The following is a 24,756-nucleotide window of genomic DNA, read 5'->3' as shown; positions in this document are numbered from 1 at the left end:
TCCCTTACTGAATGTTCTCGAACATGCGGGCGAGCTCCGCGCCAGTCATGGGCTCGCGGGCGACCACAAGGATGGTGTCATCACCGGCGACGGTGCCGACGACCTGGGGCAGGGCCGCGCGGTCGATCGCGCTGGCCAGGTAGTGCGCCGCGCCCGGCGGCGTGCGCAACACGGCGAGGTTACCGCTCGCGTCGGTCGACACCAGCAACTCACCGAGCAGCCGCGACATCCGGTCGGTGCCGCCCGACACTCCACGCACCGGGCTGCCGTCCTCGGGCACAACGTAGACGCCGGTACCGCCGTCGGCGCCACGCAACTTCACCGCGCCGAGTTCTTCGAGGTCGCGCGACAGCGTGGCCTGGGTGACCTCGATGCCGTCGGCGGCCAGCAGCGCGGCCAGTTCGCTCTGGCTGTGCACCGACGCCGTCGACAGGATGGCCACGATGCGGGCCTGACGACCGGCGCGGTTGATCTCGGGTGCGGCCTTGGACCCGCCGCGGGTCATGGTGAACGCTCCAGCAGCCACACCAGCAGCGCCTTCTGAGCGTGCAGCCGGTTTTCGGCCTCGTCCCAGACCGCACTGGCTGGTCCGTCCAAAACCTCATCGGTGATCTCGTCCCCACGGTGGGCCGGAAGACAGTGCAGCACAATGGCTTCCGGGTCAGCCAGGCCCAGCAGTCGCTCGTTCACCTGGAACGGCCGGAACGGCTTGACGCGATCCAGCCCGTCGTCCTCTTGGCCCATCGACGTCCAGGTGTCGGTCACCAGCACGTCGGCGCCCGCGGCGGCCGCGTCGGCGTCGGCGGTCACCGTCACCGAGATGCCGGTCACCTGGGCGCGCTGTTCGGCCGCGGCGAGTATCGACGGATCGGGCTGGAAGCCGTTGGGTGCGGCGACGGTGACGTGGATGCCGGCCGTGGCCCCGCCGAGCAGCAGCGAGTGGGCCATATTGTTGGCGCCGTCACCGAAGTAGGCCAGCCGCAGGCCGCCTAGTGACCCCTTGCGCTCGGCGATCGTCTGCAGGTCCGCCAGCACCTGGCAGGGATGGAACTCGTCGGAGAGCGCGTTGATCACGGGCACCGTGGCGGTGGATGCCATCGCAGTGAGCCGCTCTTGCCCGAAGGTCCGCCAAACGATGGCATCGACATAGCGGGACAACACTTTTGCGGTGTCCTGCAGGGTCTCGTCGCGGCCCAGCTGGGTGCTGCGGCCGTCGACGACGACGGCGTGCCCGCCCAACTGGGCGATGCCCATTTCGAAGGAGAACCGGGTGCGGGTGGAGTTCTTGTCGAAGATGACCGCGACCCCGCGCGGCCCGTCGAGCGGACGCCGGCTGAACGGGTCCTTCTTCAGTTCGGCGGCGAGCTGCAGGACGTCGGCCTGCTCTTGGGGGGACAGGTCGTCGTCGCGCAGGAAATGGCGGGTCATTGCGGCGCTCCAGGCTCGTCCAGGATTCCCGGCAGCGCGGCGACGAAGCCGTCGAGCTGTCCTTCGGTGATGATCAGCGGCGGCGCCAGCCGGATGACGTTCGGAGCGGCCGCGTTGACCAGGTAGCCGGCGTCGCGGGCCGCCGCCTCGGCGTCCTTGGCGCGTGGTGCCGTCAACACGATTCCCTGGAGTAGTCCTCTGCCGCGGACGTGGTCGATCAGCGGGTGACCCAGCGACTCGATGCCGTGCCTGAGTGATTTCCCCAGTACCTCGGCACGCCGCACCAGGCCGTCGGCCGCCAGCACCCGCAGCACCGCCAGCGCCGCCGCGGTGCAGACCGGGTTGCCGCCGAAGGTGCTGCCGTGCAGACCGGGGGTCAGCAGGTCCGCGGCCGGCCCGACGGCCAGGCATGCCCCGATCGGCAGACCGCCGCCGAGCCCCTTGGCCACGGTCACCACGTCCGGGGTGATGCCGTCATGCTGGTGGGCGAAAAAGGCTCCGGTGCGGCCCATTCCGGTCTGCACTTCGTCGAGCACCAGCAGGGCGCCGTGGCGCGCCGTGATTTCCCGGGCGGCCACTAGGTAGCCCTCGGGCGGGACGACGACACCGCTCTCACCCATGATCGGTTCGAGGAACACCGCGGCGGTGTCATCGCCGACCACGGCGGCCAGCGCTTTGGTGTCGCCGTACGGGACGTGTGTGACGTCGCCGGGCAGCGGCGCGAACGGCGCCTGCTTGGCCGGCTGACCGGTCAGCGCCAGCGAACCCATCGTCCGGCCATGGAATGCCTCTTGTGCGGCAACGAGTTTCGTGCGTCCGGTAAGCCGGGACAGCTTGAACGCCAGCTCGTTGGCCTCAGTCCCGGAGTTGCAGAAGAACACCCGCGTTTGCTTCTCGGCTCCCAGCAGGGCGACCAGCTCCTCGGCCAACGCGATAGCCGGTTCGGTGGCATACAGATTGGAGGTGTGGCCCAGCGTCGACATCTGATGCGTAACGGCCTCAACGACGGCGGGGTGGCGATGGCCGAGAACGTTGACCGCGATGCCGCCGAGTAGGTCGATGTACGTCTTGCCGTCGACGTCGGTGACCAGCGCGCCGTCACCGCTGGCCAGGGCCATCGGTGGGGTGCCGTAGTTGTTCATCATCACGGCCTCCCACCGCCGGCGCATGGTGGTCGTTTGGCTCACGCGCTCACCACCTTGGTGCCGGTTCCCGCGTCGGTGAACAACTCCACCAATACGCAGTGTTCGACCCGCCCGTCGATGATGTGCGCGCTGGGCACGCCGCCGGTGACCGCCCGCAAACACGCCTCAACCTTGGGAATCATGCCCGCCTCCAGCGTGGGTAGCTGTTGTGCAAGTGTGGCGGTGTCGATTTCGCTGACCAGCGAATCCCGATCGGGCCAGCTGGTGTACAGGCCTTCGACGTCGGTGAGTACCAACAGCTTTTCGGCTTGCAGGGCTTCGGCCAGCGCGGCCGCGGCGGTATCGGCGTTGATGTTGTGCACCACGCCGTCGGCATCCGGCGCGAGGGTCGACACCACCGGGATCCGCCGCGCCGCAATCAGATCCAGCACCGCCGCGGTGTTGACCTGATCGACGTCTCCGACCAGGCCGATGTCGGTGTCGACGCCGTCGACGGAGACGCTGCGCCGCACCGCGGTGAAAAGTTGCGCGTCCTCGCCGGTGATACCGACGGCGTAGGGCCCGTGCGCGTTGATCAAGTTGACCAGTTCGCGGCCGACCTGCCCGAACAACACCATCCGCGCCACATCGAGCACCTCCGGTGTGGTGACGCGGAAGCCGCCCTTGAAGTCGCCTTCGATGCCAAGCCGCCGCAGCATGGCCGTGATCTGTGGTCCTCCCCCGTGCACGACGACGGGATGGATACCGCAGTTGCGCAGAAATGCCATGTCGGCGGCGAATGCCTGCCGAAGCGTGTCGTCGGTCATCGCGTTGCCCCCGTATTTGACGACAACGACCTTGCCGTGCAACTGCTTGAGCCAGGGCAGGGCTTCCGCCAACACGCGCGCTTTCGCGTGTATCGACAAAGCTTCCAGCGTCATGAGCTGTAGGCCGAATTCTCTTCGACGTAGGCGTGCGACAGGTCGGTGGTTCGGACGGCGGCCTGTGCGTCGCCGACGGCGAGGTCGACGGTGATGTCGATGTCGGCCCCCGAAAGATCCACGTCCCGCGCGCCGGGAACCCCAACGCCGTCGATGCACACCGCAGAACCGTTGAACGACACGGTGATTCGATCAGGGTCGAGGGTGACGGGTGCCATGCCGACGGCCGCCAGCACCCGGCCCCAGTTGGGGTCGGACCCGAAAACCGCGGTTTTGACCAAGCTGTCGCGAGCGATCACCCGGGCGGCAGTGACGGCGTCGTCTTCGGTGGCGGCACCGGTCACGGTCACGGTGACGCGCTTGGTCACGCCCTCGGCATCGGCCTGCAGCTGAAGGCACAGGTCGTCGCACACCCGCAGCACGGCGTCGTCGAGATCATCTTGGAGCGGGGCAATCTCGCTGGCTCCCGACGCCAACAGCAGCACGGTGTCGTTCGTGGAACAGCTGCCGTCGATGTCGAGCCGGTCGAAGGTGCGGGCGGTGGCGCGGCGCAGCGCCCGATCGAGCGCTGCCGGCTCGGCGACCGCGTCGGTGGTGAGCACGCAGAGCATGGTGGCCAATGACGGCGCCAGCATCCCCGCTCCCTTGGCCATCCCACCGACCGTCCAGTTGTTCCGATGATGTAGCGCAACCTGTTTGGGCACGGTGTCGGTGGTCATGATGGCGTGAGCGGCGTCCTCCCCGCCATGCAACCCGCCGTGCAGCTCATGCACGACGTGCGCAACACCGGCGAGCACCCTGTCCATCGGTAGCCGGTCGCCGATCAGCCCCGTGGAACAGACCGCGACCTCGATGGCCCCGGTCTCGGTTCCCCAGTCCGACAACGTGGCCGCGACCGCTTCGGCCGTGGCGTGGGTGTCCTGAAAGCCGGCCGGTCCGGTGCACGCATTGGCGCCGCCGGAGTTGAGGATCACCGCACGCAACTGCCCGGTGCTCAGCACTTGCTGGGTCCACAGCACCGGTGCGGCCTTCACCTTGTTACGGGTAAACACTCCGGCCGCCGAATAGTCGGGGCCCTCGTTGAAGACCAGGGCAAGGTCCGGGGCCCCGGATGCCTTGATTCCGGCGGCAATTCCGGCGGCCCGAAAGCCTGCCGGGGCGGTGACGCCCTGGGCACGCACCAGCCGCGTCACGTCAGCCACTCCCGTCATGGGGCCACTTCCCCGCACAGATGGGTGCCCCCCACGAGCCCGGCCTCGCTGGCATGATCGTCGCCGACGCGGATCACGGCGCCACCCCGACCACCGAAAGGCCATCGGTCTCCGGCCAGCCCATCGCCAGGTTCATCGATTGCACCGCGGCGCCGGCCGTGCCCTTGACCAGGTTGTCGATCGCCGCGATCGCCACGAAGGTCTCGGCCTCCTCGTCGACGGCGACGGCGATGTGCGCCGCGTTGCTGCCGATCACGGCGCCGGTACGGGGCAGCTGCCCGTCAGGCATCAGGTAAACGAAAGGTTCTGCGTGGTAAGCCTTTTCGTAGGCGGCCCGCAACTGGGACAGGGGCGAGCGGGTGCGCGCGGTGCAGGTGGCCAGGATGCCTCGGCTGGCCGGGATGAGCACCGGGGTGAACGACACCGTGACGTCGTGATCGGTGACAGTCCGCAACCCCTGCGCGATCTCGGGGGTGTGCCGGTGGGCGCCGGCGATGTTGTAGGCACGCGCCGACCCGATGACCTCCGAGCCGAGCAAGTCGGTCTTGGCCGCGCGACCGGCACCCGAGGTGCCGCTGACGGCAACGACGGTAACCGCTGGCTCGATGAGGTCCTCGGCCACCGCGGGTAGCAGCGCCAGCAGAGCCGCGGTCGGATAACAGCCGGGAACCGCGATACGGCGTGCACCACGCAATTGCTCTCGCGCGCCGGGCAACTCGGGCAGCCCGTAGGGCCAGCTACCGGCGTGTGAAGACCCATAGAACCGCTCCCAGGCCCCGGGGTCGGTGAGCCTGAAGTCCGCGCCACAGTCGACGATCAGGGTCTCGGTGCCGAGTCGTTCTGCGAGCGCCGCCGAATGCCCGTGCGGCAGGGCGAGGAAGACCACGTCATGTCCACCAAGCACGTCGGGCTCAGTGGGTTCGACTACCCGCTGCGCTAGCGGCGTCAGGTGCGGATGGTGCTCACCAAGCGAGGTGCCGGCACTGGCAGCGGCGGTGACCGCACCGATCGTCAGCCGGCCGCCGCCGTACGCCGGATGTCCAAGTAGCAGCCTGAGGATCTCACCGCCCGCATAACCGCTGGCACCCGCAACAGCAACCCTTATCGCGTCGGCCATTCCGTGATTGTGCATGGTTATGCAGCAGATTGCAAATATATCTTGTGGTCGGCTATGCCCGCCAAAGGCCCCCGGCCTAGGCAGCGAGCTTTAATCCAAAGCTCGCCCGCAAGGCGGCCTGAATAGCTAGCTCAAGGTCGACCAAGGCGTCAGTGACATCGGCAGCGAGTTCCACGGCGGCGCTGTCCAATGTTGTCACGATGGCGCCACCAGTCTGAGCGATCCCCGTGGCGGCTCCTCCAATACCCGTCACCAGGGCCTCGCCAGTCTGGACCAGCCCCGGGAACCCAACACCGATGCTCGCCATCAGGGCGCCGCCGATCTGGGCCGCTATCCCAGCCACCGCCCGCTGCCAGATCGCCGCGAGGGCCTGACCGATCTGCGCCATCCCAGAAAGCCCTGTTCCTAGGCTGCCCGCCAACGCCTTAGCGGTGTGCAGCAGGCCCGTGATGCCACCACTCAAATTGACTGCCAACGCTTCGCCGGTCTGGACCAGCCCCGATAGCACGCCATTCAGATTCGCCGAGAGGGCCGCACTCAGCTGCACCATCAAACTGCCAAGCCCACCCAAGTTACCCAGGCGGGCCGCCAGACTGCCGGCCAGGGATTCCCCGGTCTGCACCAACCCCGACAGACCACCACCGAAACTGCCGACCAGGTCGCCGGCCAGGGTTTGACCGGTTTGTGCCAGACCCGACAGGCCACTGTTGAGGCCCGCCGCTAGTTGTTGCCCGGCTTGCACCAGCGCCGACAGGCCCGCGCCATTCAGGCTCGCCGACAACACCGCACTCAGCTGCACCATCAAACTGCCAAGCCCAACCAAGTTACCCAGGCTGGCCGCCGACATCCCGGCCAGGGTTTCCCCGGTCTGGATCAGACCCGACACTCCTGCCCCAAGGCCGCTAGTCAAAGTGCCGACTAAGAATTGCCCCGTCTGCACGAGACCCGACAGGCCACCACTCAACCCGGCTGCTAGCGCCTGTCCGGTTTGCACCAAAGCCGACAGGCCCACGCCATTCAGGCTCGCCGACAGGGCGGCGCTGATCTGGGCCGCCAGCTCACCATTCAAGACAGCAGCCAGGGCCGCACTAGCCTGGGCGGTCAGCACGGCGCCGGTACCTGACATAAAGGCGCCGAGATTCTCAAGCGCAAGCCCAGTCCTCACGAGCACTTCGCCGGTCTGAACTAGCCCGGCGCCAAGTCCCGACACGAGGACACCACCGGTCTGCAGAGCAAGCCCCGAAAGCCCAGCGCCCAATCCGGTCACCAGTGCACTACCGACCTGAACTGCCAGCTCGCCACTCAAGCCCGCCGCCAGCGCACCGCCAGCCTGGGCACCTAGGCCAGCGGTGGCAGTCTCCGCCGTCATCAAGGAACCCACGTTCTGGACTAGCGCACCAACGTTCGCAGCCTCGGCATCGATGTACGCCTCCGCGCCGGAGTTCAACAAGTTGACGAACTCTTTGTGGAACGCCGCTGCTTGGGCGTTGAGAACTTGAAATTCCTGGCCGTAGTTGCCGAATAACGCCGCGATGGCGGTCGATACCTCATCTGCGGCCGCGGCCACCACCCCAGTCGTGGGGGCCGCTGCCGCCGTAGTGACCTCGGCCAGCGCCGATTGAATGCCTGTTAAATCCTGGGCCGCCGCCTGAACAAGCTCCGGCGCCGCGATCACAAAAGACATGTTCATGTCCCCACGACAAATGAACTGCTTGTGACCCGATGAGCCCGAATCATCGGCAAAATGAGCCTAGCCCAGTGCGCGCGCAAATACTGGAAAATCGTGATCTTTCATAGTATTTGACATGAATCCAATACTCCAAGGGCGGTGGACGAGTCGATCCGCAGCCCGGGGCTCAGCTCCACTAGGACCGCGCTGACGTACTACCCGTGGCTGTACGGAGCGACACAAGTTGGTCACATCGGTCACGCGACTCTCCGCAGGTTGGGGTGTTCGTTGTGCCCACCTCGCAGCGACAAATCCCTTGCGTGCCTTAAGTTGTCGCTGTGAGGCAGGCAAACCCGTATACCGCCTCGACTCAGGGATTCGTGCGGTAGATGTGACTACCGCGGCCCAGGGCGCCCCGGTCTGGTGACTAAAGCAGCGTCCGATCTGGCAGGTCGTCCTATACCGAATCCGCGGCCCCGCGACCCGCCCTGATCGCTAAACACGTGTGGCAGAATAATTTTCACGTGCCGCTTCGCTAGGGAGTAGTCGTGATAGCCCGCGCGGCCCCGGCCCTAGCGCAACAGACGGCCCCGGTCAGCGCACCGCACTGCCAGGTGAGAAGCCTGCAGCGGATTGCGCCAGCACGCCCCTCAAGGAGTTGACCAACTTAAACGTCTTTGTATTGCACCGCTTTTCGACCCAACTCCGATCGTGACTAGACCAGGGACAGGCCGACGACAACTTCACCGATTAGTTCAACGCTCCCGCATCAGGACGTCTACGCCGCGGGGGTGATTGCGTCGGCGAGCTGCCGGGGCACGGAGTTCACCAGTGCGGGAAGCAGTCCGCCAATCTGCGTGCCGCCGAGGGTCAGGTTGATCGGGATATCTATCCCGAGGATGTTCAACGGCACCGTCGCCGTAATGGGGTGCGGCGGAACGAGAAGCCCGTCGAAGGGCAAATGGATGACGACCGGTATGTTGACGGACCCCAAAAGCGGCACGTCGAAAGTCACCGGCAGCGTCATATCGACGATGGTTTCGCCGTTGAGGAAGCCGTCAAGGACCACGGCTGGGGCATCGATCAGACCGCCGACCACCATGAAGGGGTTTCCGGTCGCTATGCCAGAACCAATAGTCGTCCCGGCCGTTGCGAACGCGTCGAGTCCGGCAACCGGCGCACCCGCTACCGCAAAGAGGACCGACAACGGCAATCCAAAATTGGCGCCGAGTACTAGCGCGGGGGGATATAAGGTTCCCGAGATCGTCGTCGAGACGCTCGTGTCGGTAAGCGTGGTGATCACGTTGCCGAAATTGTGGGTCATCTGTGCAGGAATAGAACCAGCGGGCATGAGGCTCGCAGCGCCCCGGTAGCTGTCAAGGTGTTTGAGACAGCGTCTCACTATGTGGACACTATTTTCGGTTGTGGGGTCGGTGGGTTGATCCATGCCGCGGTCGGTAGTTTCGGGGGCTGTGGTGGGCTGCTAAACCGGTTGGGGTTGGCGGCGTAGGCATCGGCCATGACCCGGGCTCGTTTGGCCTGGATGTCGGCGGCGGTGCCGAAGTACACCGACGCCGGTGTGTGCAGGCCGAGCGCGGAATGGCGGTGCTCGTGGCGCAGGTAGTCGAAGAAGTCTTTGCACCAGGTGCGGGCGTGCTCGATCGAGTCGAACCGTTCGGGAAAATCGTTGCGGTACTTCAGCGTTTTGAACTGGGATTCGCTGAACGGGTTGTCGTTTGACACCCGTGGGCGCGAGTGGCTGCGCGCCACGCCGAGGTCGATTAGCAGCTGGGCGACGTTCTTCGACGTCATCGCCGAACCCCGGTCGGCGTGGATCGCGCCGGGCCGCCCGTGTAGCGCGGTCAGCTCGGCCATCCAGTCCTGGGCGATGTCGGCGTCCTCGTGGTACTCGACGCGCCAGCCGACGGGGTAGCGGCTGAAGATGTCCAGCATCACGTAGAGCTGGTAGAACTCGCCGCGCACCGGTCCCGCCAATTTGGTGATGTCCCAGGACCACACGTCGTTGGGTTGGTGGGCGACCAGCTCGGGTTTGACCCGCGGCGGGTGTGTGGCTACCCGCCGCCGTTCGCGGGTCATGTTGTGCGTGCGCAGGATCCGGTACATCGTGGACTGCGAGCACAGGTAGACGCCCTCGTCGAGCAGCTCGGCCCACACTTGGGCGACCGCCTTGTCGGCGAAGCGCGGCTGGCACAACACCGTAAGGATCTGCGTGCGCTCGGCCGCGTCGAGCGCATTGGGCGGCGGTCCGCTCGGCCCGGGTTTGCGGCGTGGACCGGCAGGGCGGTTGCGCTGCCGATACAGGCTCGCGCGCGGCTTGCCCAGCAGCGCGCACGCCTTCGCGGTCGAGGTCAGCCGCTCCACCTCGGGCAGCAACTGTGCGATCACTTCTTCGACCCGGGCCGCGTGCCCGTGCTCTCGGAGAGCGTCTCCAAGAGCGCGTGTGCTTTTCCCACCAGATCCAACGCGGCCCTCGTGCGTTCAAGCTCGGCCTCGGCCCGTTCGGCCCGCTTCCGTAGCCGTTCGATCTCGGCCTGGTCGCGGTCCTTACCACGACCGCCTGACCGGGCCAGCCCGTCCAACGCGCCCGCGTCGCGCGCTCGGCGCCACTCCACGATGTGCGATGAGTACAGGCCCTCACGCCGAAGCAGCGCACCCCGCGCACCCGGCTCGGTCAACGCGTCGTACTCGGCCACAATGGCCGCCTTGTACTCCGGGGTGAAGTTGCGCCGCCGGGGACGATCCGCCCGCGGACCCTGGGCCGAATCGGTTCCCACGCCTTCATCATCGGCGCTACCCTTCCGGACCTCAGCCAAAGTCGCCGTCATTGTTCGTTGCAATCCTTACTTGCCCTCAATACCTGGTCAGATATTTTCGAACCCTGCTGTCTCAACTAACCCTGCCAGAGAGGGCCCTGAATCTCCCGGCCAGGGATGGCGAGGATCGGGAACAGGTCTGCTACCGGACCAAGCAATCTGATGTCGTTCAAGTTGCTGGTGTCGAATCCGGTGATGAACACATTGAGCAAGGCCTTCGTCGCGTCGTTAACCGCGAGGTTGTAGTTGCCCGCCGCAATGTCCTGGAAGGCCGGCTGCATGTCGGCAGGCAGGCCAGCCAGCCCGATCTGGAGGTCTCGGCCCGCTTCCGAGAGTGATGTGCCGATGATCTGGAAGTCGCTGATCGTGCCGTTGACGAACTGCTGCGCGTAGAAGCCCGCGTTGAAGGCCACGAGGCCCTGGACGCCGGTTTCGATGGTCTCCGGCAGATGCGCCACCTCGGTCGGGAGGTTCTGGATCGCGAGTGTGAGGTCCCTACCGACCAAGTACGCGTAGCCCTGCTGGTTGGCGATGACCTGGCGCAGGAAGGGGAACGGGTCAGCCGCCCAGTCGCTGTAGAGGGCAGCCAGGTTGGCGTTGGTGTGCGCGAAGAGCTGCTGCCATGCACCGCCGGGCGCGGGGGTAGTGGGAGCACCCCCGGTGGGCGGGAATAGCCCCGGTAGCAACGTCCCGAGCCCCTGCAGGCCGGGCAGGGTTGCGAGGCCACCGGCGATCGCGCCGATCTGGTTGGACAGGAACGCGGCGCCGTCGCCGCTGATCAGAGCGGATACGGCGGCACCGACCTGCTGGCCGGCGCTGTCGAGGAATGGGCCCAAAGGTCCGTTGCCGACGAGCGAGGTTAGGGCGCCGTTGCCGCCGATGAGCGGGCCCAGGAGTCCGCCGGTGCCACCGAAGAGGATCGGGTCCAATAGCCCGCCGCTGCCGCCGAGGATCCCGCCGATGCCGCCGGTGCCGCCGCCGAGGAGGGATCCCAGGGGGCCGCCGAGAGGATCGGCAGCGGCCGCGGCGGCGCCATTCGAAACCGCAGGGGCAATTACCGCGTTCAGCAGATTCCGCTCTGCGTTCGCAACTTCAGTGCTGAGATAGGCAGCCGCGCCGCCGTTCAACAAGCGCACGAATTCGGCGTGAAACGCTGCCGCCTGCGTGTTGAGGGCTTGGAATTCCTCGCCTTACGTGCCGAACAGCCGTGAGATGGCCGCCGATACCTCATCGGCGGCCGCCGGCAGCACCTCGATCGTAGGTGTCGCCGCCGCCGCGGCGGCCGTGGTAAGCGCGGAACGGATACCTGCCAAATCCCCAGCGGCAGCCGCCACCGTCTCCGGCTCAGCGATTACAAACGACATACCCCGTCTCCCGCCATCGACACACGACGCTCGACGCGAGTACCCCGTGGATGTCGACCCCAAACCAGATTGAACAGCACGCCATCCTCATCCGCGGGAAATCAGGCATCGATCGATGAGCAGGCGCACCCGCCTCGAGGACTACAGCGAATCGACAGGCGGGATAACGGGAGCCGGGGCGCCAAGTGCGGCCGCGAGGTCCGCGGGCAGCAAGTTCAGCAGCCCCGGAATGATGCCGCCAAGGGGGGTGCCCGTGACGACGCCGTCCAATGTCAGACCCGGTATCCCAAGCCCACTGGCGTCGACCACCGCGCTGTAGGGAGCCGGACTAACGAGGATTCCCGACAGCGGAAGGTTGAGGGTGGTGGGGAGACCCAATGCCGTGACCGTCAGCGGGACCGTCGTCTGACCGTTGAGAAAGCCGTCCGCGAAGACAGCCGGAGCGTCGAGGATCGCGGCGGCGGCCCCCAGCACGTCTCCGGTTTGTGCCGCGTTGGCAAACGCAGTCGCGCTGGAACCCAAGGCGCTCAGTCCGTTGACCGGCCCGCCTAACGCATCGATGGCCAACGCCACCGGTAAGCCCATGCGGGTGTTGATGTCTACCCCAATCGGTAGCACCGGATTGCTCGGGTCCGGGATCAACGTGAACGTCGAGGTGACGCTGGTGTCCGTGACCGTGTTGACGAGGTTGGTGAAGTTCTGCGACACCTGCGCGGGGACGGAGCCGGCTGGCAACAGGTTGGTGAAGTTCTGCGCCATCTGCCCGGGGATGGCGGAGATGGGCAGCAGGTCTCCCAAGGCGCCCATCGGCGTGATCGTGGCGACGCCATCCGACCCCACAACGACATCGAAGCCCGAGAAGAACGGGTTCAAGAGGCCCCCGCCGATCAGGCTCCGCCCGCCCGGTGACGTCGCCGGCCATGAAGGCCTGGTTCGCGGCTTGGAAGCTCGCCGGCAATGCGTTCAATCCCGTCACGAAGTCGTTGCCGGCGTTCTGCAACGATGTGGCAATTAGCTGGCCATAGCCGATCTGGTTATCGACGATCCCCTGCAGGACAGCCGCCGGGTTGGCAGCCAACAGACCCTGGATGCCGGCTTCGACGCCTGCCGGCAGGTTGGCCAATTCGGCAGGCAGGTTCTGGACGACACCCTCGAATCCCATGGCTATCGTCTGGCCGTAGGTCGCCTCGTTGGTGAGGAACTGGCGCAGGAAAGGCGCCGGGTTAGCGGATATGGCGCTGCCGAGGGCTTGCAGGTTGGTGGCCGTATTCGAGACAAGCGTTTGGTACGGCCGGCGACGGTGGCGCCGAAGTCGTTGAGCAACGCGGGTGCCCCGGCGGCGGCGTTGGCGGCCTCGGTGCGCAGATATGCGGCGGCGCCGGAGTTCAGCAAGCTTACGAACTCGTCGTGGAATACCGCGGCCTGGGCGCTGAGAGCTTGAAATTCCTGGCCGAATGAGCCGAACACCTGTGAGATCGCCGCCGACACTTCGTCGGCACCCGCGGCGAGCACCCCGGTTGTGGGGCCCGCTGCGGCGGCGGTGGCCTCCCCTAGCGCCGAGCGGATACCCGCCAACTCCCCGGCCGCTGCTGTCACCATCTCCGGCGCCGTGAATACAAACGACATACCAATCCCCTCTCGACCCACCACGGCAGTGACCACTGGTCACCCAATCAGACATGAATCTAATGTCATGTAACCCGCCGGCTATGCCGTGTGCGCAAGTCTCAGCAGATTGCCAGGTTTCATTACGGAATCAGCCAGAACCTCGCGACCACGCCTACGGGATCCGACATCGAACCCGTCATGAATCCATTCTGGGGGGCAAACGACCCCGCGCGTCGACAAGACTCAGCTGCGCAACACGGCGCCGACACGTTCGGACGCGCACTGCACCGCGGCATCGCGCGCCGCGCTGGCGTCGTCTTCGGTCAGCGTGCGGTCCGGGGCCCGGAACCGCAGCGCGAACGTCAACGACTTGTGCTCCTCACCGATCTGCGGGCCGGTGAACACGTCGAACAACCGGATGTCTTCGAGCAGTTCGCCGGCCCCCTCGCGAACCGCGTCCTCCACGGTCTGCGCGGGCACGTCGGCGGGCACCACCAGGCTGACGTCCTGAAAGACGGCCGGGAACGGCGACACTCTGGGCGCCGGGAGCAGCTCCACGATGGGAATCGCGTCCAGGTTCAGCTCAATAGCGCAGGTGCCCTCCGGTAGGCCCGAGCGCTCGATCACCGCCGGGTGCAACTGCCCCGCGTGCCCGACGGGGGTTTCCCCGACAAGCACTTCGGCGCACCGGCCCGGGTGCCACGGCAGGTACCGCGCCGCCCGCAGAACCACGTCGACTCCGCTGGCGCGCGCGACGATTCGCACGGCTTCAAAAGCGTCCGCGGCTTCGACGGGACGGCCGGGCCCCCACGGGCCTCGCGGCTCACGCAGCCCGGTGAGCACCGCGGCGACGTGCTGGGGTTGGCGGGGCAGGGAGCTGTCCAGCATGGCGATCTCCTCATCGGTGGGCCGCCGGTGGACCGGGATGAGCTCCACGCCGCGAGTCTGCTCGGTCGGCTGGACCACCTGCGCGACGGCGAACAGCGCCACGTCGACGAGGCCTCGGGATACGTTGCGCCCCAACGCTTCCAGCAGAGCCGGCAGCAGCGTGGTGGCCAGCTGCGGACGATCGGCCTCCAGCGGGTTGAGCACGTGCGTCGTGCTGCGTCGAGGATCGTCGGTGGGCAGCCCCCACAGGTCGAACACACCGGCGGGCAGAAAGGGGGTGGTGAGGATCTCGACATAGCCGGATTGCGCCAGCGACTTGCCAATCGCGCGGCGACGCTTTTGTTTGGGGCTGAGCCCGCGGCCCGCGGGCGCCGACGGCAGCACCGAGGGAACGACCTCCAGTCCCTCCAACCGCAGCACCTCCTCGACAAGATCGGCGGACTGCAGCAGATCCGGTCGCCAACTGGGCGGGGTCACGATCAGATCGTCGCCCTCTTGGGCCACCGCAGCGCCGATCTGCCGCAGCCGCCCGGCGGTGGTTCCCGGCGCATACGCCGCCCCGGCGATGCGGTCCGGCAGGTCCACTGCCATCCGGATCGGCGGCAATGACCAGTCATCACGTGGCGGGTCGCCCCGCCAGTCGGTCAGGGTGGGCGAAACCGCTCCCCCGGCGATCTCGGCGAGCAGCGCGGCGCAGCGGTCCAGGGCGGCCACCGAAATGGCCGGGTCCACCGAGCGTTCGTAGCGGCGGGCGGCCTCGCTGGGCAGGTGCAACCGCCGCTGGGTGCGCGACACCGCCGCCGCGTCCCACACCGCGGCCTCCAGCAGGACGTCCGTGGAATCGGCGCGCACCTCGGTGGTTGCGGCCCCCATCACGCCGCCGATCGCCGCGGTCGCGACGTCGTCGACGATGAGCACATCGGCTGGGTCCAGCCGGCGCTCGACGTCATCGAGGGTGACGACGGTCTCGCCGGGCCGGGCAAACCGAACCCCCAAGCCGCCGGTGATCCGGTTGCGGTCGTGCGCATGCATCGGGTGGCCCAGTTCGAGCATCACGTAGTTGGTCACGTCCACCGCCGGGGAGGTGGCGCGGATGCCGCACAGCAGCAGCCGGCGCTGCAGCCACCAGGGCGACACGGCCGCTGGGTCGATCCCCGTGACCGGGCGCAGCGCGAACCGGCGCACCCCCGTTTCGGCCTGCACCGTCAACGGCCATGCCGGTCCCCGGACGGGCAACGGGGGCACGCTGGCCGGGTCGACGAAGTCGAGGTCGTAGGCGCATGCGATCTCGCGGGCCAAGCCGCGCACTGACATGCAGTAACCGCGGTCGGGCGTGATGGCCAAGTGGTAGACCACATCGTCCAATCCGAGCAGCTCGCCACCGTCGGCTCCGGGTTCGGCGGTTCCGGGCGGTAGCACCAGGATCCCGGAATGGTCTGCCCCCAAACCGAGTTCGGCCGAAGAACAGATCATCCCGTCGGAGTTGCGGCCGTAGGTCTTGCGGGCCGTGATGGCGAACCCGCCGGGCAGCGTGGTGCCGGGCAATGCCACAACAACCAGGTCCCCAACCACGAAATTAGTCGCACCACAAACAATTTCACGATGTCTGCCGTCACCGATGTCCACCCCGCAAGCCCGGATCGGCTTTTTGAAGTCGGTCAGCTCTTCGATGTCGGCCACCCGCCCCACGGTCAATGGGCCTTCCACCGGACCGAGGGTTATCACCTCCTCGACTTCGTGGCCAATGCGCACCAGCGTCTGCTCGAGATCGCTTGGCGCAACGTCCCATCCGGGCGCTCCGACCGCAACTATTTCACGCAGCCAGCTATGAGGAACGCGCATCAGGCGCCCACCCCGAACGGCAACGAGAATCGCATGTCACCCTCGACCATGTCGCGCATGTCGGGAATGCCGTTGCGGAACTGCAGGGTTCGTTCCAGCCCCATCCCGAACGCGAAGCCCGAGTAGATCTCTGGGTCAATTCCCGCGGCCCGCAAAACGTTTGGATGCACCATTCCGCAGCCGCCCCACTCCACCCAGTCGGCGCCGCCCTTCTTGTCGGCAAACCACACGTCGAACTCGGCGGACGGTTCGGTGAACGGGAAGAAATGCGGCCGGATCCGGGTGCGCGCGGCCGGGCCGAACTCGGCACGTGCGAAGGCGTCCAGCGTTCCACGCAGATGCGCCATCGACAGACCGCGATCCACCGCTAAACCCTCGACCTGGTGGAAGACGGGCGTGTGGGTGGCGTCGAGCTCGTCGGTCCGGAAGGTACGGCCGATCGAGATGATGTAGACCGGCAATTCGCGCTCTAACAGGGCGCGCACCTGCACCGGTGAGGTATGGGTGCGCAGCAGCTGGCGGGAATCCTCCGGCGCGATGTAGAACGTGTCTTGTTCGCTGCGCGCGGGGTGATCGGCGGGGAAGTTCAGGGCATCGAAATTGAACTGCTCGGTCTCGACCTCGGGGCCCTCGGCCAGTTCCCATCCCATCGCGACGAAGGTATCGGCGATGTGCTCGGCCAATATCGTGATCGGATGCCGGGCGCCGGGCGGCTGCCGGGTCGAGGGCAGTGTGACGTCGATGCGCTCGGCGATCAGCACGGCCGCGTCACGCTCCGCGCGCAGCGTCGCCAACCGTTCGTCATAGCTGCGCTGCGCGTCGGCGCGGGCGAGATTGACCCGCTTGCCGACGTCGGCGCGCTCTTCCCTGGGCAGGCTGGCCAATGCCTGGCGCGCCAGCGCCAGCGCCGAGCGGTCACCGAGGTGCTCGGTCTTGATTCGGGCCAGCGCATCAAGGCTGTCCGCCAGCGCGATGGCCTGCTGGGCGGCGTTGACCGCCTTCGCCAGTGCTTCCGGCGACAGGTCGACGGGTTGATCACCCACGCGGCGACACTCTCCTTGTTGACGAGGCTGTTCGGGCTGCCCGGCTTCCCCCGCACGCGGGTGCTACCCCCATGTGGGGCATCGCACTGCGCAAGCTTCCGCGCCCTGCCCGACCACCTTGCCACACCGACCCGCAACGACGTCACCCTCACCCCAAACCCCGGCCACCATGCTCACCGAACCCATCCCCGACCAACGACGCGCCTACCGACCTCCGGCTCTAGGCGTGGGTGTCTAGCGTGATCGGGCGGGCGTCGGTGATGCCGCGAGTCCGCCTGGCTTACCGGCGCTGGCCTGTGTTGGGGGCTCGGCCGGTGTCCTCGTAGTCGCTGCGCCGATTGTTTGCTGCAGCAACAGTTCTCGAGCGGTGTTGCGACGCAGCTTGCCCGAGGCTGTCTTCGGCAAGGTTCCGGGGGGCAGCAGCCGCAACTCGCGCGGTGCGTGCCCGACTCGGCGGTTCACGGTGGCTATGATGTCGCGGCCAATGCGCTGGCGCACGGTCTCGTCGTCGGGGGTGTGAACCTCGGCGAGCACTGCGAAGCCCTCCCGCTCGGCGTCGATGCGCACCGCGATCACGCAGCCCTTGCGCACACCGTCGACGGTCTCTGCGGCGCGCTCGATGTCGTGGGGATAGAGGTTCGCCCCGGCCATGACGATGACATCCTTGGTGCGACCGCACACATAGATCCGCCCCTCGTCGTCGAGGTAGCCCAGGTCGCCGCTGTCGAACCAGCCGTCACCGCCGGTGAGCGGAACCACCCCGTCCGACGTGAGGCAACTGCCAGCGATCGCAGGACCGCGAAGTTCCACGGCGCCGATTTCCCTGGGTCCCAGCGCCGTTCCGTCTCGGGTGACGCGCACGTCCATGCCCGTGACCGGGAACCCCAGACACACGACGTGCTGCGCGTTCTGCGAGTCGTCGAGAACCGGCCGCGCGCGGTGTGCCTCCTTGAGATCCTGCGCGGAGATCGAGTCGACAGTCGCCCCGCCATGAAGTTGCGCCATCGACACCACCAGGGTGGCCTCGGCGAGGCCATACGCGGGTGTCATTGCGCTCGGCCTCAGTCCAAAGCGGGCCCCGGCAGTGGCGAAGTTCGCCAGATCTCGGTGGTCGATGGGTTCGGCCCCGTTCACCGCGACGCGCAGCGACGAGAGGTCGATCCCGCTGGGGTGGGCACGATGCAGAACACGGGCCAACACGGAGTACGCGAAGTTTGGGCCGGAAGTAATGGTCGCTCGGTGCTTGCTGATCAACTCGGCCCATAGAAGTGGTCGCCGCAAGAACTGGTCGGGCGGGACCACGACGGTTTCCACACCCACCTGCATGGGGAACTGCACGAACGCGATCATGCCCATGTCGTGCGAGAGCGGCAGCCAGCTGGCCATGACGTCCTGGTCGGTGTCTATGTCGAGCGCATCGCACAGTGCGACGGTGTTGGCGGCGAGATTGGCGTGACTGATTTCGACGGCCTTAGGCGCGCCCGTCGATCCCGACGTCAGCTGGCGCAGCGCGATGTCCGCCTCCTCGGCCTCATCCGCGTCGTCGGGCTCAATCGGTTCGCCGGCGCGCAGCGAATCGACCGTGCAGACGGCCACGTTGTGGGCCGACAGCGGACCCATCGCCATCAAAAAGGGCTCCCCGACCACGACCATGTCCGCGTGGATCATCCGGATCGCGCGCACGGTGTCGGCCAGCCACACGGCTGGGTCGGTGCGTGGTGTCGGTTGTTGGAGCATCGTCAGCGCGGCGCGGCGCAGCCAGATCGCCTGTGCGAGCGATGCCACATCCGCCGCGTCTGTGGCCAGTACGGCGACCGACCCATGGCGGCCAACTCCCCCGACGGCTAAATTGCCGGCCATCCGCTTCGCCTGATCGTGGACTTCGCTCCAGCTCAGCCGCCGGGAATTCGCAAGGCTGCCCACGGTTAACCCGCGGGGTGACGATGCCGCAACCGAACGCATTTCGCGGGTCACGATGCTCATCCGGCCACCCCGGCCGTATCGAACCAGCGCGCCAGGAACTCGACCAGATCGCCGACGCTTCGAATTTTCGAAAGCACCTCCGGGACGCCGATGTGTCCAAGTTGGGGATATTCCGCGCGCAACCTCTCGATGAGTCGAAGTTGCAGCAGCGAGTCGTAACCCAGGTCTTCGGCGAGCCGGCTGGACCAGCCCAGCCGAGCTACCGGATAGCCGCCGACATCGGCGATGATTGCCAGTAGTTCACTCTCTCGGCTGGGCGGCACTGGCTCGGGCCGCTCCCGCTCGCCGACGGGTATGACCGTCGCCGACGGGGTTGGCGGGGCCACCGCACCGACACCTCCCTCGAACCAGAACCGATGGGCGGTGTTGAAGACGTAGGGCGGAATACGAGGCAGCCGGCCAGCCGGCCTGCCATACAACGGCGTGAGGTCCGGGGAGTACCCGTCGCGCAGCATCGACGCCGCTACGACGAGCAGCTCGGTTCCGTCTGAATTCGGTCCAGTGCACAACGGCAGCGACCGAGTTTGCGACGGTAGTCCGCACTGCATCGCCAGGGCGAGCAGCGTGGGACGCGGACCTGCCTCCGCAACGCAGTCGGCACGTGCGGCACTGCCGGCAGCCACAACGGCGTCGAAAAACCTTACCGGTGAACAGATCTGGTTGGCCCAGTAGTCGCTGTCCAGTTCGGGGCCCGCGACTTGTTTGCCAAGGACGGTGGAGAAGAGTGGGAATTGCGCGCGGCCTGGCGTGAGCCATGACAGCTCGCGCCGAAATTCCGCCACGATGGGCTCCATCAGCGGCGAATGAAAGCCGTGAGAAACACTGAGGTATAACGCTTTTCCACCCTGCTCGCGTACCGCGGCATAGGCCCGTGCCACCGCGTCGGCGGCACCGGAGATTACCAACGAGCGGGGCCCGTTAACGGCCGCGATCGCGCAGTCGGGCTCTCCGGCGACCAACGCAACGGCGTGCTCGACACCGAGGTCGACCGCGATCATCGCGCCACCTGCGGGTAAGGAGCCGATCAGGCGTCCTCGGATCGCGATCAGCCCGGCCGCATCTTCGAGGGACAACACACCGGCCAGGCAGGCAGCGGCGACCTCGCCGACGCTGTGACCAATGCCGAAGGCTGGGCGGATCCCGGTCTGCAGCAGCGTCTTTCCCAGCGCATAGGAGACCGCAAACAACGCCGGCTGCGCGAGGCTGGCGTGATCGAGGCCGGGATCGTCGCCAAACATCACCGAGCGAAGCTCCGACGATAGGTGCGGGTCGAAGGCGGCCGTCACGGCATCCAGATGTTCCCGGTATCTGGGATTGGCGTCGTAGAGCGGCCGCGTCATACCCGGGTATTGGGTGCCCTGGCCTGAGCACAACAGCCCGACCGCGGCGGGTACCTGGCGCATCGGGGCGGACGACGCCAGGTCGGCACGCGCGCCGGCGAGAAATTCCCGTAGCCCTTCGACCAGGGTGCCGTGGTTACCTTCCAGCGCCAGGCGAAACCGATGCGACCGCTTAACGACGTTGGTGGCGCGGCACCAAGGGGCCAGCCGTTGGGGGTCGACGGTCTGCAGCACGGCGGCTACCGAGGCGGCGTTGCGTCGCAGTGCCTGCTCGGAGGGCGCCGACAGGGTCAGGACACCGGTCGCACCGGGATGGGGCGCCGCTGCGCTCGGCGCCGACTCCAGCACCGCGTGCGCGTTGCTGCCGCCCAGTCCGAATGAGCTCACGGCGCCCAACGCGCCGCCGGCCGGCAGTGCCTGCGGACCGTCGGCCAGGCGCAGCCCGTGCGCGTCCAGACGCAGTCTGGGGTTGGGGGTGTCGCCGAAGACCGTCGGCGGCAGCATGGAATGGTGCAGCGCGAGACAGGCTTTGATGAACGACGCGATCCCCGCGCTGCCCTCGGTGTGGCCGATGTTTCCCTTGACCGAACCCAGCAGGCATGGCGCGCTGTCGCGTGTCTTATGAATGTCGCCGAGCGCGTTGGCCTCAATCATGTCGCCGAGGCTCGTGCCGGTGCCGTGTGCTTCGACGAAGTTGAGCTGCGCGGGCTCGAGTTCCGCCAGGTCGAGTGCGCGGCGCATCAGATTCACTTGAGATCGGCGGTTCGGGGCGGTGATTCCGTTGCTGCGACCATCGTGGTTGGCGACCGAACTCTTCACGACGGCGTAAATCGGCTGGCCGTCGGCAACGGCATCGTCCAGTCGGCGCAGCACAACCGCCGCCACGCCCTCACCGCGGCCGATACCGTCGGCGCACTTGCCGAACGGTTTGCAGCGGCCATCCGGTGCCGAGAGTCCGGCCTGCGTGTAGAAGATCGAAAGCCCAGGTGTCAGAAGCAGGTTCGCACCGGCGGCGATGACCGTGTCGGTTTCCCCGGAACCTAGCGCGACACATCCTTGGTGCACCGCCATCAACGATGACGAGCAGGCGGAGTCGATCGCCATACTCGGTCCGGTGAGGTTCAGGTGATACGAAATACGGTTGGCCGTCATGAAGTAGCCGCTGCCCGTGCCTCGAAACACGGTAAGCCCCTTGAAGTCGAGAATCTGACGAAAGCCCCACTCACTGGACATCATCCCGACAAAGACCCCGGTCGGCGTGCCGGCCAGCGAGCGGGGATCGATTCCGGCATCTTCAAGGGCGCGCCACGCTGTCTGCAGGAGCAGTCGCTGCTGCGGATCCAGCGCGGCCGCCTCGACCGGCGCGATGCCGAAAAACTCGTTGTCGAATGCATCCACGTCGTCGATGAAATGGGCGCGTCGAGTATTCATCGATCCGGCGGCACCGTCGGGATGGTAATAGGTGTCGATGTCCCAGCGCTGCGAAGGCACTTCCGCGTCGGTGACCACGCCGTCCATAAGCAGCCGCCAGAACGCGTCCTTGTCGCGAGCTCCCGGGAATCGGCAGTCGATGCCGACCACGGCGATCGGTATCACTGCGCCTCTCCCCCGGCGACCAGGTACTCCGCGATTGCATCGATGGTCGGGTAATCCCACACTATGGTGGTCTCGACGTCGAATCCCTTCTCGTACCGCAGGTCCGCGCACAGCGCCAGGCCGGAGACGGAGTCGATCCCACAGTCGGCCAGCGCGGTATCGATGCCGATCGTGTCTGGCGGAACGTTGACATATTCCGCGACCTTCATCGTCAGCCACTCGACAAGTTCCTGATACTCCGAAGTGTCGGCGGCAACCGGGGTTTCACTCCGAATCGCGCTCACCGGCCTCACGAGATCGCCGCCTCGCAGACAGGCACCTCGACGATGGAGATCCGTCGGCGTACTAAACCATCCACCACACTGCCGAACCACGCACCACCGGCAAGAGCAGCGCATCCGAACAGCGGCAGACCGACCACGATGGCGACCGCGAGGCCGAGCACGAACAATACGAGGCCCGCGACATAGGCTGTCGCTCCGAATCGCTGAGCCGACCTGACTGCTGCGCCCCACCTCCGAAAAACTGACCCGGCGACGAGATCCGCCGCGGCCAGGGTAGGCACGACGGTCGCCGCGTCCCGCGGGCATCGTCGCGACTCACCGATGCATCTGCCCACATCGGCGATCCGAGCCAATTCGGCATCGCCGATCCCGGCCCTGCCGAACCACAGGAAGGGTTCGCGGCGGCCGGTCAGCAGCCAACGCAGAGTGGTCACTAACGTTGTCGCCTGCGGCCGAGTGTCGGTTGCAGCGATGACCCCAACGTGTTGAGCACCAGCGGATCGCAGCAGGGCGGATACCTCAATCGCGGCCGAGTACCACATGTTGCGGCAGGCGATCAGCGAGACGACCGACCGGTTGCGAACGGCCTCGGGATGCGCTTTCAGCAGTGATCGCACGGGAATCGACGGCGCCAGATACCAGACTTGATAGGCCAGGATTACCAGTTCCTCTGCGTCGGTGCGGAATCCGCCCGCCGGCTCGATGAGATCGATGAGCGAGTTGGGATCCACCGCCGCGGGGAACACCCCGAAGAACCGGCGGATCGACCACGGAAACGGGAACCTCACACGCGGTTCGACGTGTACCCAACGGATATCCCACTTTTGGGCGACCAGCGGAGCGGTCAACGCATCGGCGACTTCGTGCAGCTGGCCGCTCTGCGAGTAGAGATACACCACGGCGCGCGGGTGACGCAGCTGGGCCGAGACAACCTCCGGCGGCGACGTCATGGCGTGGAGTGCGAAGCCGAAGCGGTCGTTACCGCAGTCAGGTGCATGAACGACATGACGAACCGGCCCGACTCCGGAACCATGCACAGCAACGTGTCACCGTCCCTGATCAGGCCCTCGGTCATCATCTCGTCGAGAATGACGAAGATGGCTGCGCTGCCGATGTTTCCGACCTTCGTAAGGTTGCTGTACCAGGCTTCGGGTCCGCCCGATGGAAGGCCGCGCCGGGCGAACTCGTCCATCATCATGGACTTCATCCGTTCACTCGAGTAGTGCGCGGGAAACCATGTCACCGTGTCCGGGTAGAACTTGCCTGCGACGAGCAGCCGTTCGTATTCATCCACTCCCACGCGTATTAGATGCGGCAGCAGGGAGAGTTCCTGGCGCAGCACGAACGCACCGTCGGCGGCGGCCGCCGGGACGTTGGGGTAGTCACCCCAGGTCTTCTCACATGCGTTGTCGTTGGTACCGAAGAACATGCACGTCTTCTCGGTGTTGGCAAACGACGTCAGCGAGATCCAGTCGATGCGAAGGCTGACCCCCGATGCAGCGGGTGCGCTCTGAATCACCGCGGCCCCCGCTCCGTCCGAGAGCATGTAGCGCAAGAACGCGGTCTCCAATGGCAGCGACCCGACCTCGTCGACCACCGCCATCTCCTCATAGCGAGTGCTCTTGAATACGCGTGAGGCCAGCTCACTGGCCACGCAGACAGCATTGCGCTTTTCGCCGATTGCCACCTGAAGGTAGGCGTTCTTCAACGCCATCATCCCGCTGCTGCAGATACCGTGCGCGGTCGCGATTTCAAGTGGCCCGTACCCCAGCTCACCGTGCACCATGCTGGCATGCCCGGGACCCATCAAATCGGGTATCGTCGTTGCCGCCGTGAGCAGTTCAACGTCATTAGGGCCTAGTCCAGCCCGCTGGGTGGCGTTGCGCACCGCGGCGGCCGCCATCGCCGTATTCGAGACCAGAGTCCGTTGACTCTTGTCAATGGCATAGTGGCGGGTCTTGATTCCGCAGTTCGCCAGCACGAGGTCCTTGAGATTGGACGACGCGCGTCCCGCTTTTCCGATGTAGTCTTCGATTTCGTCGTTGGAAACCGGGTAACCGGGCAGGAACGCGCCGGTTGCGGTGATGTACGCGCTCATGCCGCTGTGGCTCGAATGATCGAGTTATCAACCAGACGCTCGTCCACAGGCCGCTTGCGCCGCTTTGAAAACACAAACGTCATGAAATCGGACGTACGTAGCCGGGCCCTGCACTTGGGCTCGAGGATGTCACCAATGGCGAGAACGCCAAGCGAACCCAGTCTCAGATCGACCAGCATGGGTTCAACGGTGCTTTGATTGGCTTCCATGCCGTGAGCCTTTGGGTAGCAGACGATTTCGCTTTTCACATACTGTGCAAGTGACACAAGAGCCACCGACCTTTCTCAGCCCTTTCTCAGCCGACCCATTGCTGGCCCAGATTCCCCACCTACGTTGGCTCGGCAGCTGCGGGTGGATCGTTTGGGCGCAGCCAGCAGGTGCCGCAC

At 66.4% G+C, this 24,756-nt stretch carries 20 protein-coding genes and 2 pseudogenes; all 22 read right to left on the bottom strand.

Features of this window, described 5'->3' with window-relative positions:
• Positions 1-4 precede the first annotated feature (4 nt).
• The 22 genes and pseudogenes from G6N24_RS07615 to G6N24_RS07510 all read right to left on the bottom strand — a co-directional run bounded on the left by G6N24_RS07615 (position 5) and on the right by G6N24_RS07510 (position 24,579).
• Positions 5-505 carry an arginine repressor gene (locus G6N24_RS07615; protein ID WP_085160901.1) on the bottom strand — a complete coding sequence of 167 codons (501 nt, stop codon included), beginning with the start codon at positions 503-505 and terminating at the stop codon, positions 5-7.
• Positions 502-1,428 (bottom strand): ornithine carbamoyltransferase, encoded by a 927-nt coding sequence (gene argF / locus G6N24_RS07610; protein ID WP_085160903.1) that lies wholly within the window; start codon positions 1,426-1,428, stop codon positions 502-504. Before argF ends, G6N24_RS07615 begins: the two co-directional genes overlap by 4 nt.
• Positions 1,425-2,597 (bottom strand): acetylornithine transaminase, encoded by a 1,173-nt coding sequence (locus G6N24_RS07605; RefSeq protein WP_085160911.1) that lies wholly within the window; start codon positions 2,595-2,597, stop codon positions 1,425-1,427. The genes argF and G6N24_RS07605 overlap by 4 nt, the downstream gene beginning before the upstream one ends.
• 14 nt (positions 2,598-2,611) lie before the next feature.
• Positions 2,612-3,493, bottom strand: a complete 882-nt coding sequence (gene argB / locus G6N24_RS07600; RefSeq protein WP_085160905.1) for an acetylglutamate kinase — start codon at positions 3,491-3,493, stop codon at positions 2,612-2,614.
• Positions 3,490-4,704, bottom strand: coding sequence for a bifunctional glutamate N-acetyltransferase/amino-acid acetyltransferase ArgJ (argJ, locus tag G6N24_RS07595; RefSeq protein WP_085160907.1), 1,215 nt, complete (start codon positions 4,702-4,704; stop codon positions 3,490-3,492). The genes argB and argJ overlap by 4 nt, the downstream gene beginning before the upstream one ends.
• A gap of 73 nt (positions 4,705-4,777) precedes the next feature.
• On the bottom strand, positions 4,778-5,821 hold the full coding sequence (gene argC, locus G6N24_RS07590; RefSeq protein ID WP_085160913.1) for an N-acetyl-gamma-glutamyl-phosphate reductase: 1,044 nt from the start codon (positions 5,819-5,821) through the stop codon (positions 4,778-4,780).
• Positions 5,822-5,897: 76 nt separating this feature from the next.
• Positions 5,898-7,511, bottom strand: coding sequence for a PE family protein (locus G6N24_RS25320; protein ID WP_085160909.1), 1,614 nt, complete (start codon positions 7,509-7,511; stop codon positions 5,898-5,900).
• A 757-nt stretch (positions 7,512-8,268) separates the two neighbouring features.
• Positions 8,269-8,814: a hypothetical protein gene (locus G6N24_RS07575; protein WP_232070714.1), complete on the bottom strand. Its 546-nt coding sequence runs from the start codon at positions 8,812-8,814 to the stop codon at positions 8,269-8,271.
• 77 nt (positions 8,815-8,891) lie between these two features.
• On the bottom strand, positions 8,892-9,896 hold the full coding sequence (locus G6N24_RS07570; RefSeq protein ID WP_163745452.1) for an IS3 family transposase: 1,005 nt from the start codon (positions 9,894-9,896) through the stop codon (positions 8,892-8,894).
• Positions 9,893-10,336, bottom strand: coding sequence for a transposase (locus G6N24_RS23855; RefSeq protein ID WP_179963428.1), 444 nt, complete (start codon positions 10,334-10,336; stop codon positions 9,893-9,895). The genes G6N24_RS07570 and G6N24_RS23855 overlap by 4 nt, the downstream gene beginning before the upstream one ends.
• 65 nt (positions 10,337-10,401) lie before the next feature.
• On the bottom strand, positions 10,402-11,460 hold the full coding sequence (locus tag G6N24_RS25725; RefSeq protein WP_407938721.1) for a hypothetical protein: 1,059 nt from the start codon (positions 11,458-11,460) through the stop codon (positions 10,402-10,404).
• A 6-nt stretch (positions 11,461-11,466) separates the two neighbouring features.
• A pseudogene (locus tag G6N24_RS24310) lies at positions 11,467-11,688 on the bottom strand (PE family protein); the annotation flags it as partial.
• Between the two features lie 141 nt (positions 11,689-11,829).
• Positions 11,830-12,561: a hypothetical protein gene (locus G6N24_RS23690; RefSeq protein ID WP_139822621.1), complete on the bottom strand. Its 732-nt coding sequence runs from the start codon at positions 12,559-12,561 to the stop codon at positions 11,830-11,832.
• Positions 12,562-12,981: 420 nt separating this feature from the next.
• A pseudogene (locus tag G6N24_RS25315) lies at positions 12,982-13,314 on the bottom strand (PE family protein); the annotation flags it as partial.
• 225 nt (positions 13,315-13,539) lie between these two features.
• Positions 13,540-16,026, bottom strand: coding sequence for a phenylalanine--tRNA ligase subunit beta (gene pheT / locus G6N24_RS07545; RefSeq protein ID WP_085162835.1), 2,487 nt, complete (start codon positions 16,024-16,026; stop codon positions 13,540-13,542).
• Positions 16,026-17,069 (bottom strand): phenylalanine--tRNA ligase subunit alpha, encoded by a 1,044-nt coding sequence (gene pheS, locus G6N24_RS07540; protein WP_085162836.1) that lies wholly within the window; start codon positions 17,067-17,069, stop codon positions 16,026-16,028. The genes pheT and pheS overlap by 1 nt, the downstream gene beginning before the upstream one ends.
• Before the next feature lie 234 nt (positions 17,070-17,303).
• Complete coding sequence (locus G6N24_RS07535; protein WP_085162837.1) at positions 17,304-19,052, bottom strand: fatty acyl-AMP ligase; 1,749 nt, start codon at positions 19,050-19,052, stop codon at positions 17,304-17,306.
• Positions 19,049-21,988, bottom strand: coding sequence for a type I polyketide synthase (locus G6N24_RS07530; protein ID WP_085162838.1), 2,940 nt, complete (start codon positions 21,986-21,988; stop codon positions 19,049-19,051). The genes G6N24_RS07535 and G6N24_RS07530 overlap by 4 nt, the downstream gene beginning before the upstream one ends.
• A complete protein-coding gene (locus G6N24_RS07525; RefSeq protein WP_163745450.1) occupies positions 21,985-22,272 on the bottom strand; it encodes an acyl carrier protein in 288 nt (95 codons plus the stop codon). Before G6N24_RS07525 ends, G6N24_RS07530 begins: the two co-directional genes overlap by 4 nt.
• 5 nt (positions 22,273-22,277) lie before the next feature.
• A complete protein-coding gene (locus G6N24_RS07520) occupies positions 22,278-23,222 on the bottom strand; it encodes a hypothetical protein (protein WP_085162840.1) in 945 nt (314 codons plus the stop codon).
• Positions 23,219-24,370, bottom strand: a complete 1,152-nt coding sequence (locus G6N24_RS07515; RefSeq protein ID WP_085162841.1) for a 3-oxoacyl-[acyl-carrier-protein] synthase III C-terminal domain-containing protein — start codon at positions 24,368-24,370, stop codon at positions 23,219-23,221. The genes G6N24_RS07520 and G6N24_RS07515 overlap by 4 nt, the downstream gene beginning before the upstream one ends.
• A complete protein-coding gene (locus G6N24_RS07510; protein ID WP_085162842.1) occupies positions 24,367-24,579 on the bottom strand; it encodes a hypothetical protein in 213 nt (70 codons plus the stop codon). Before G6N24_RS07510 ends, G6N24_RS07515 begins: the two co-directional genes overlap by 4 nt.
• Positions 24,580-24,756 lie beyond the last annotated feature (177 nt).

The sequence above is a fragment of the Mycobacterium lacus genome, from assembly GCF_010731535.1.
Classification (GTDB): domain Bacteria; phylum Actinomycetota; class Actinomycetes; order Mycobacteriales; family Mycobacteriaceae; genus Mycobacterium; species Mycobacterium lacus.
This window is presented reverse-complemented; position numbering and strand designations above follow the sequence as displayed.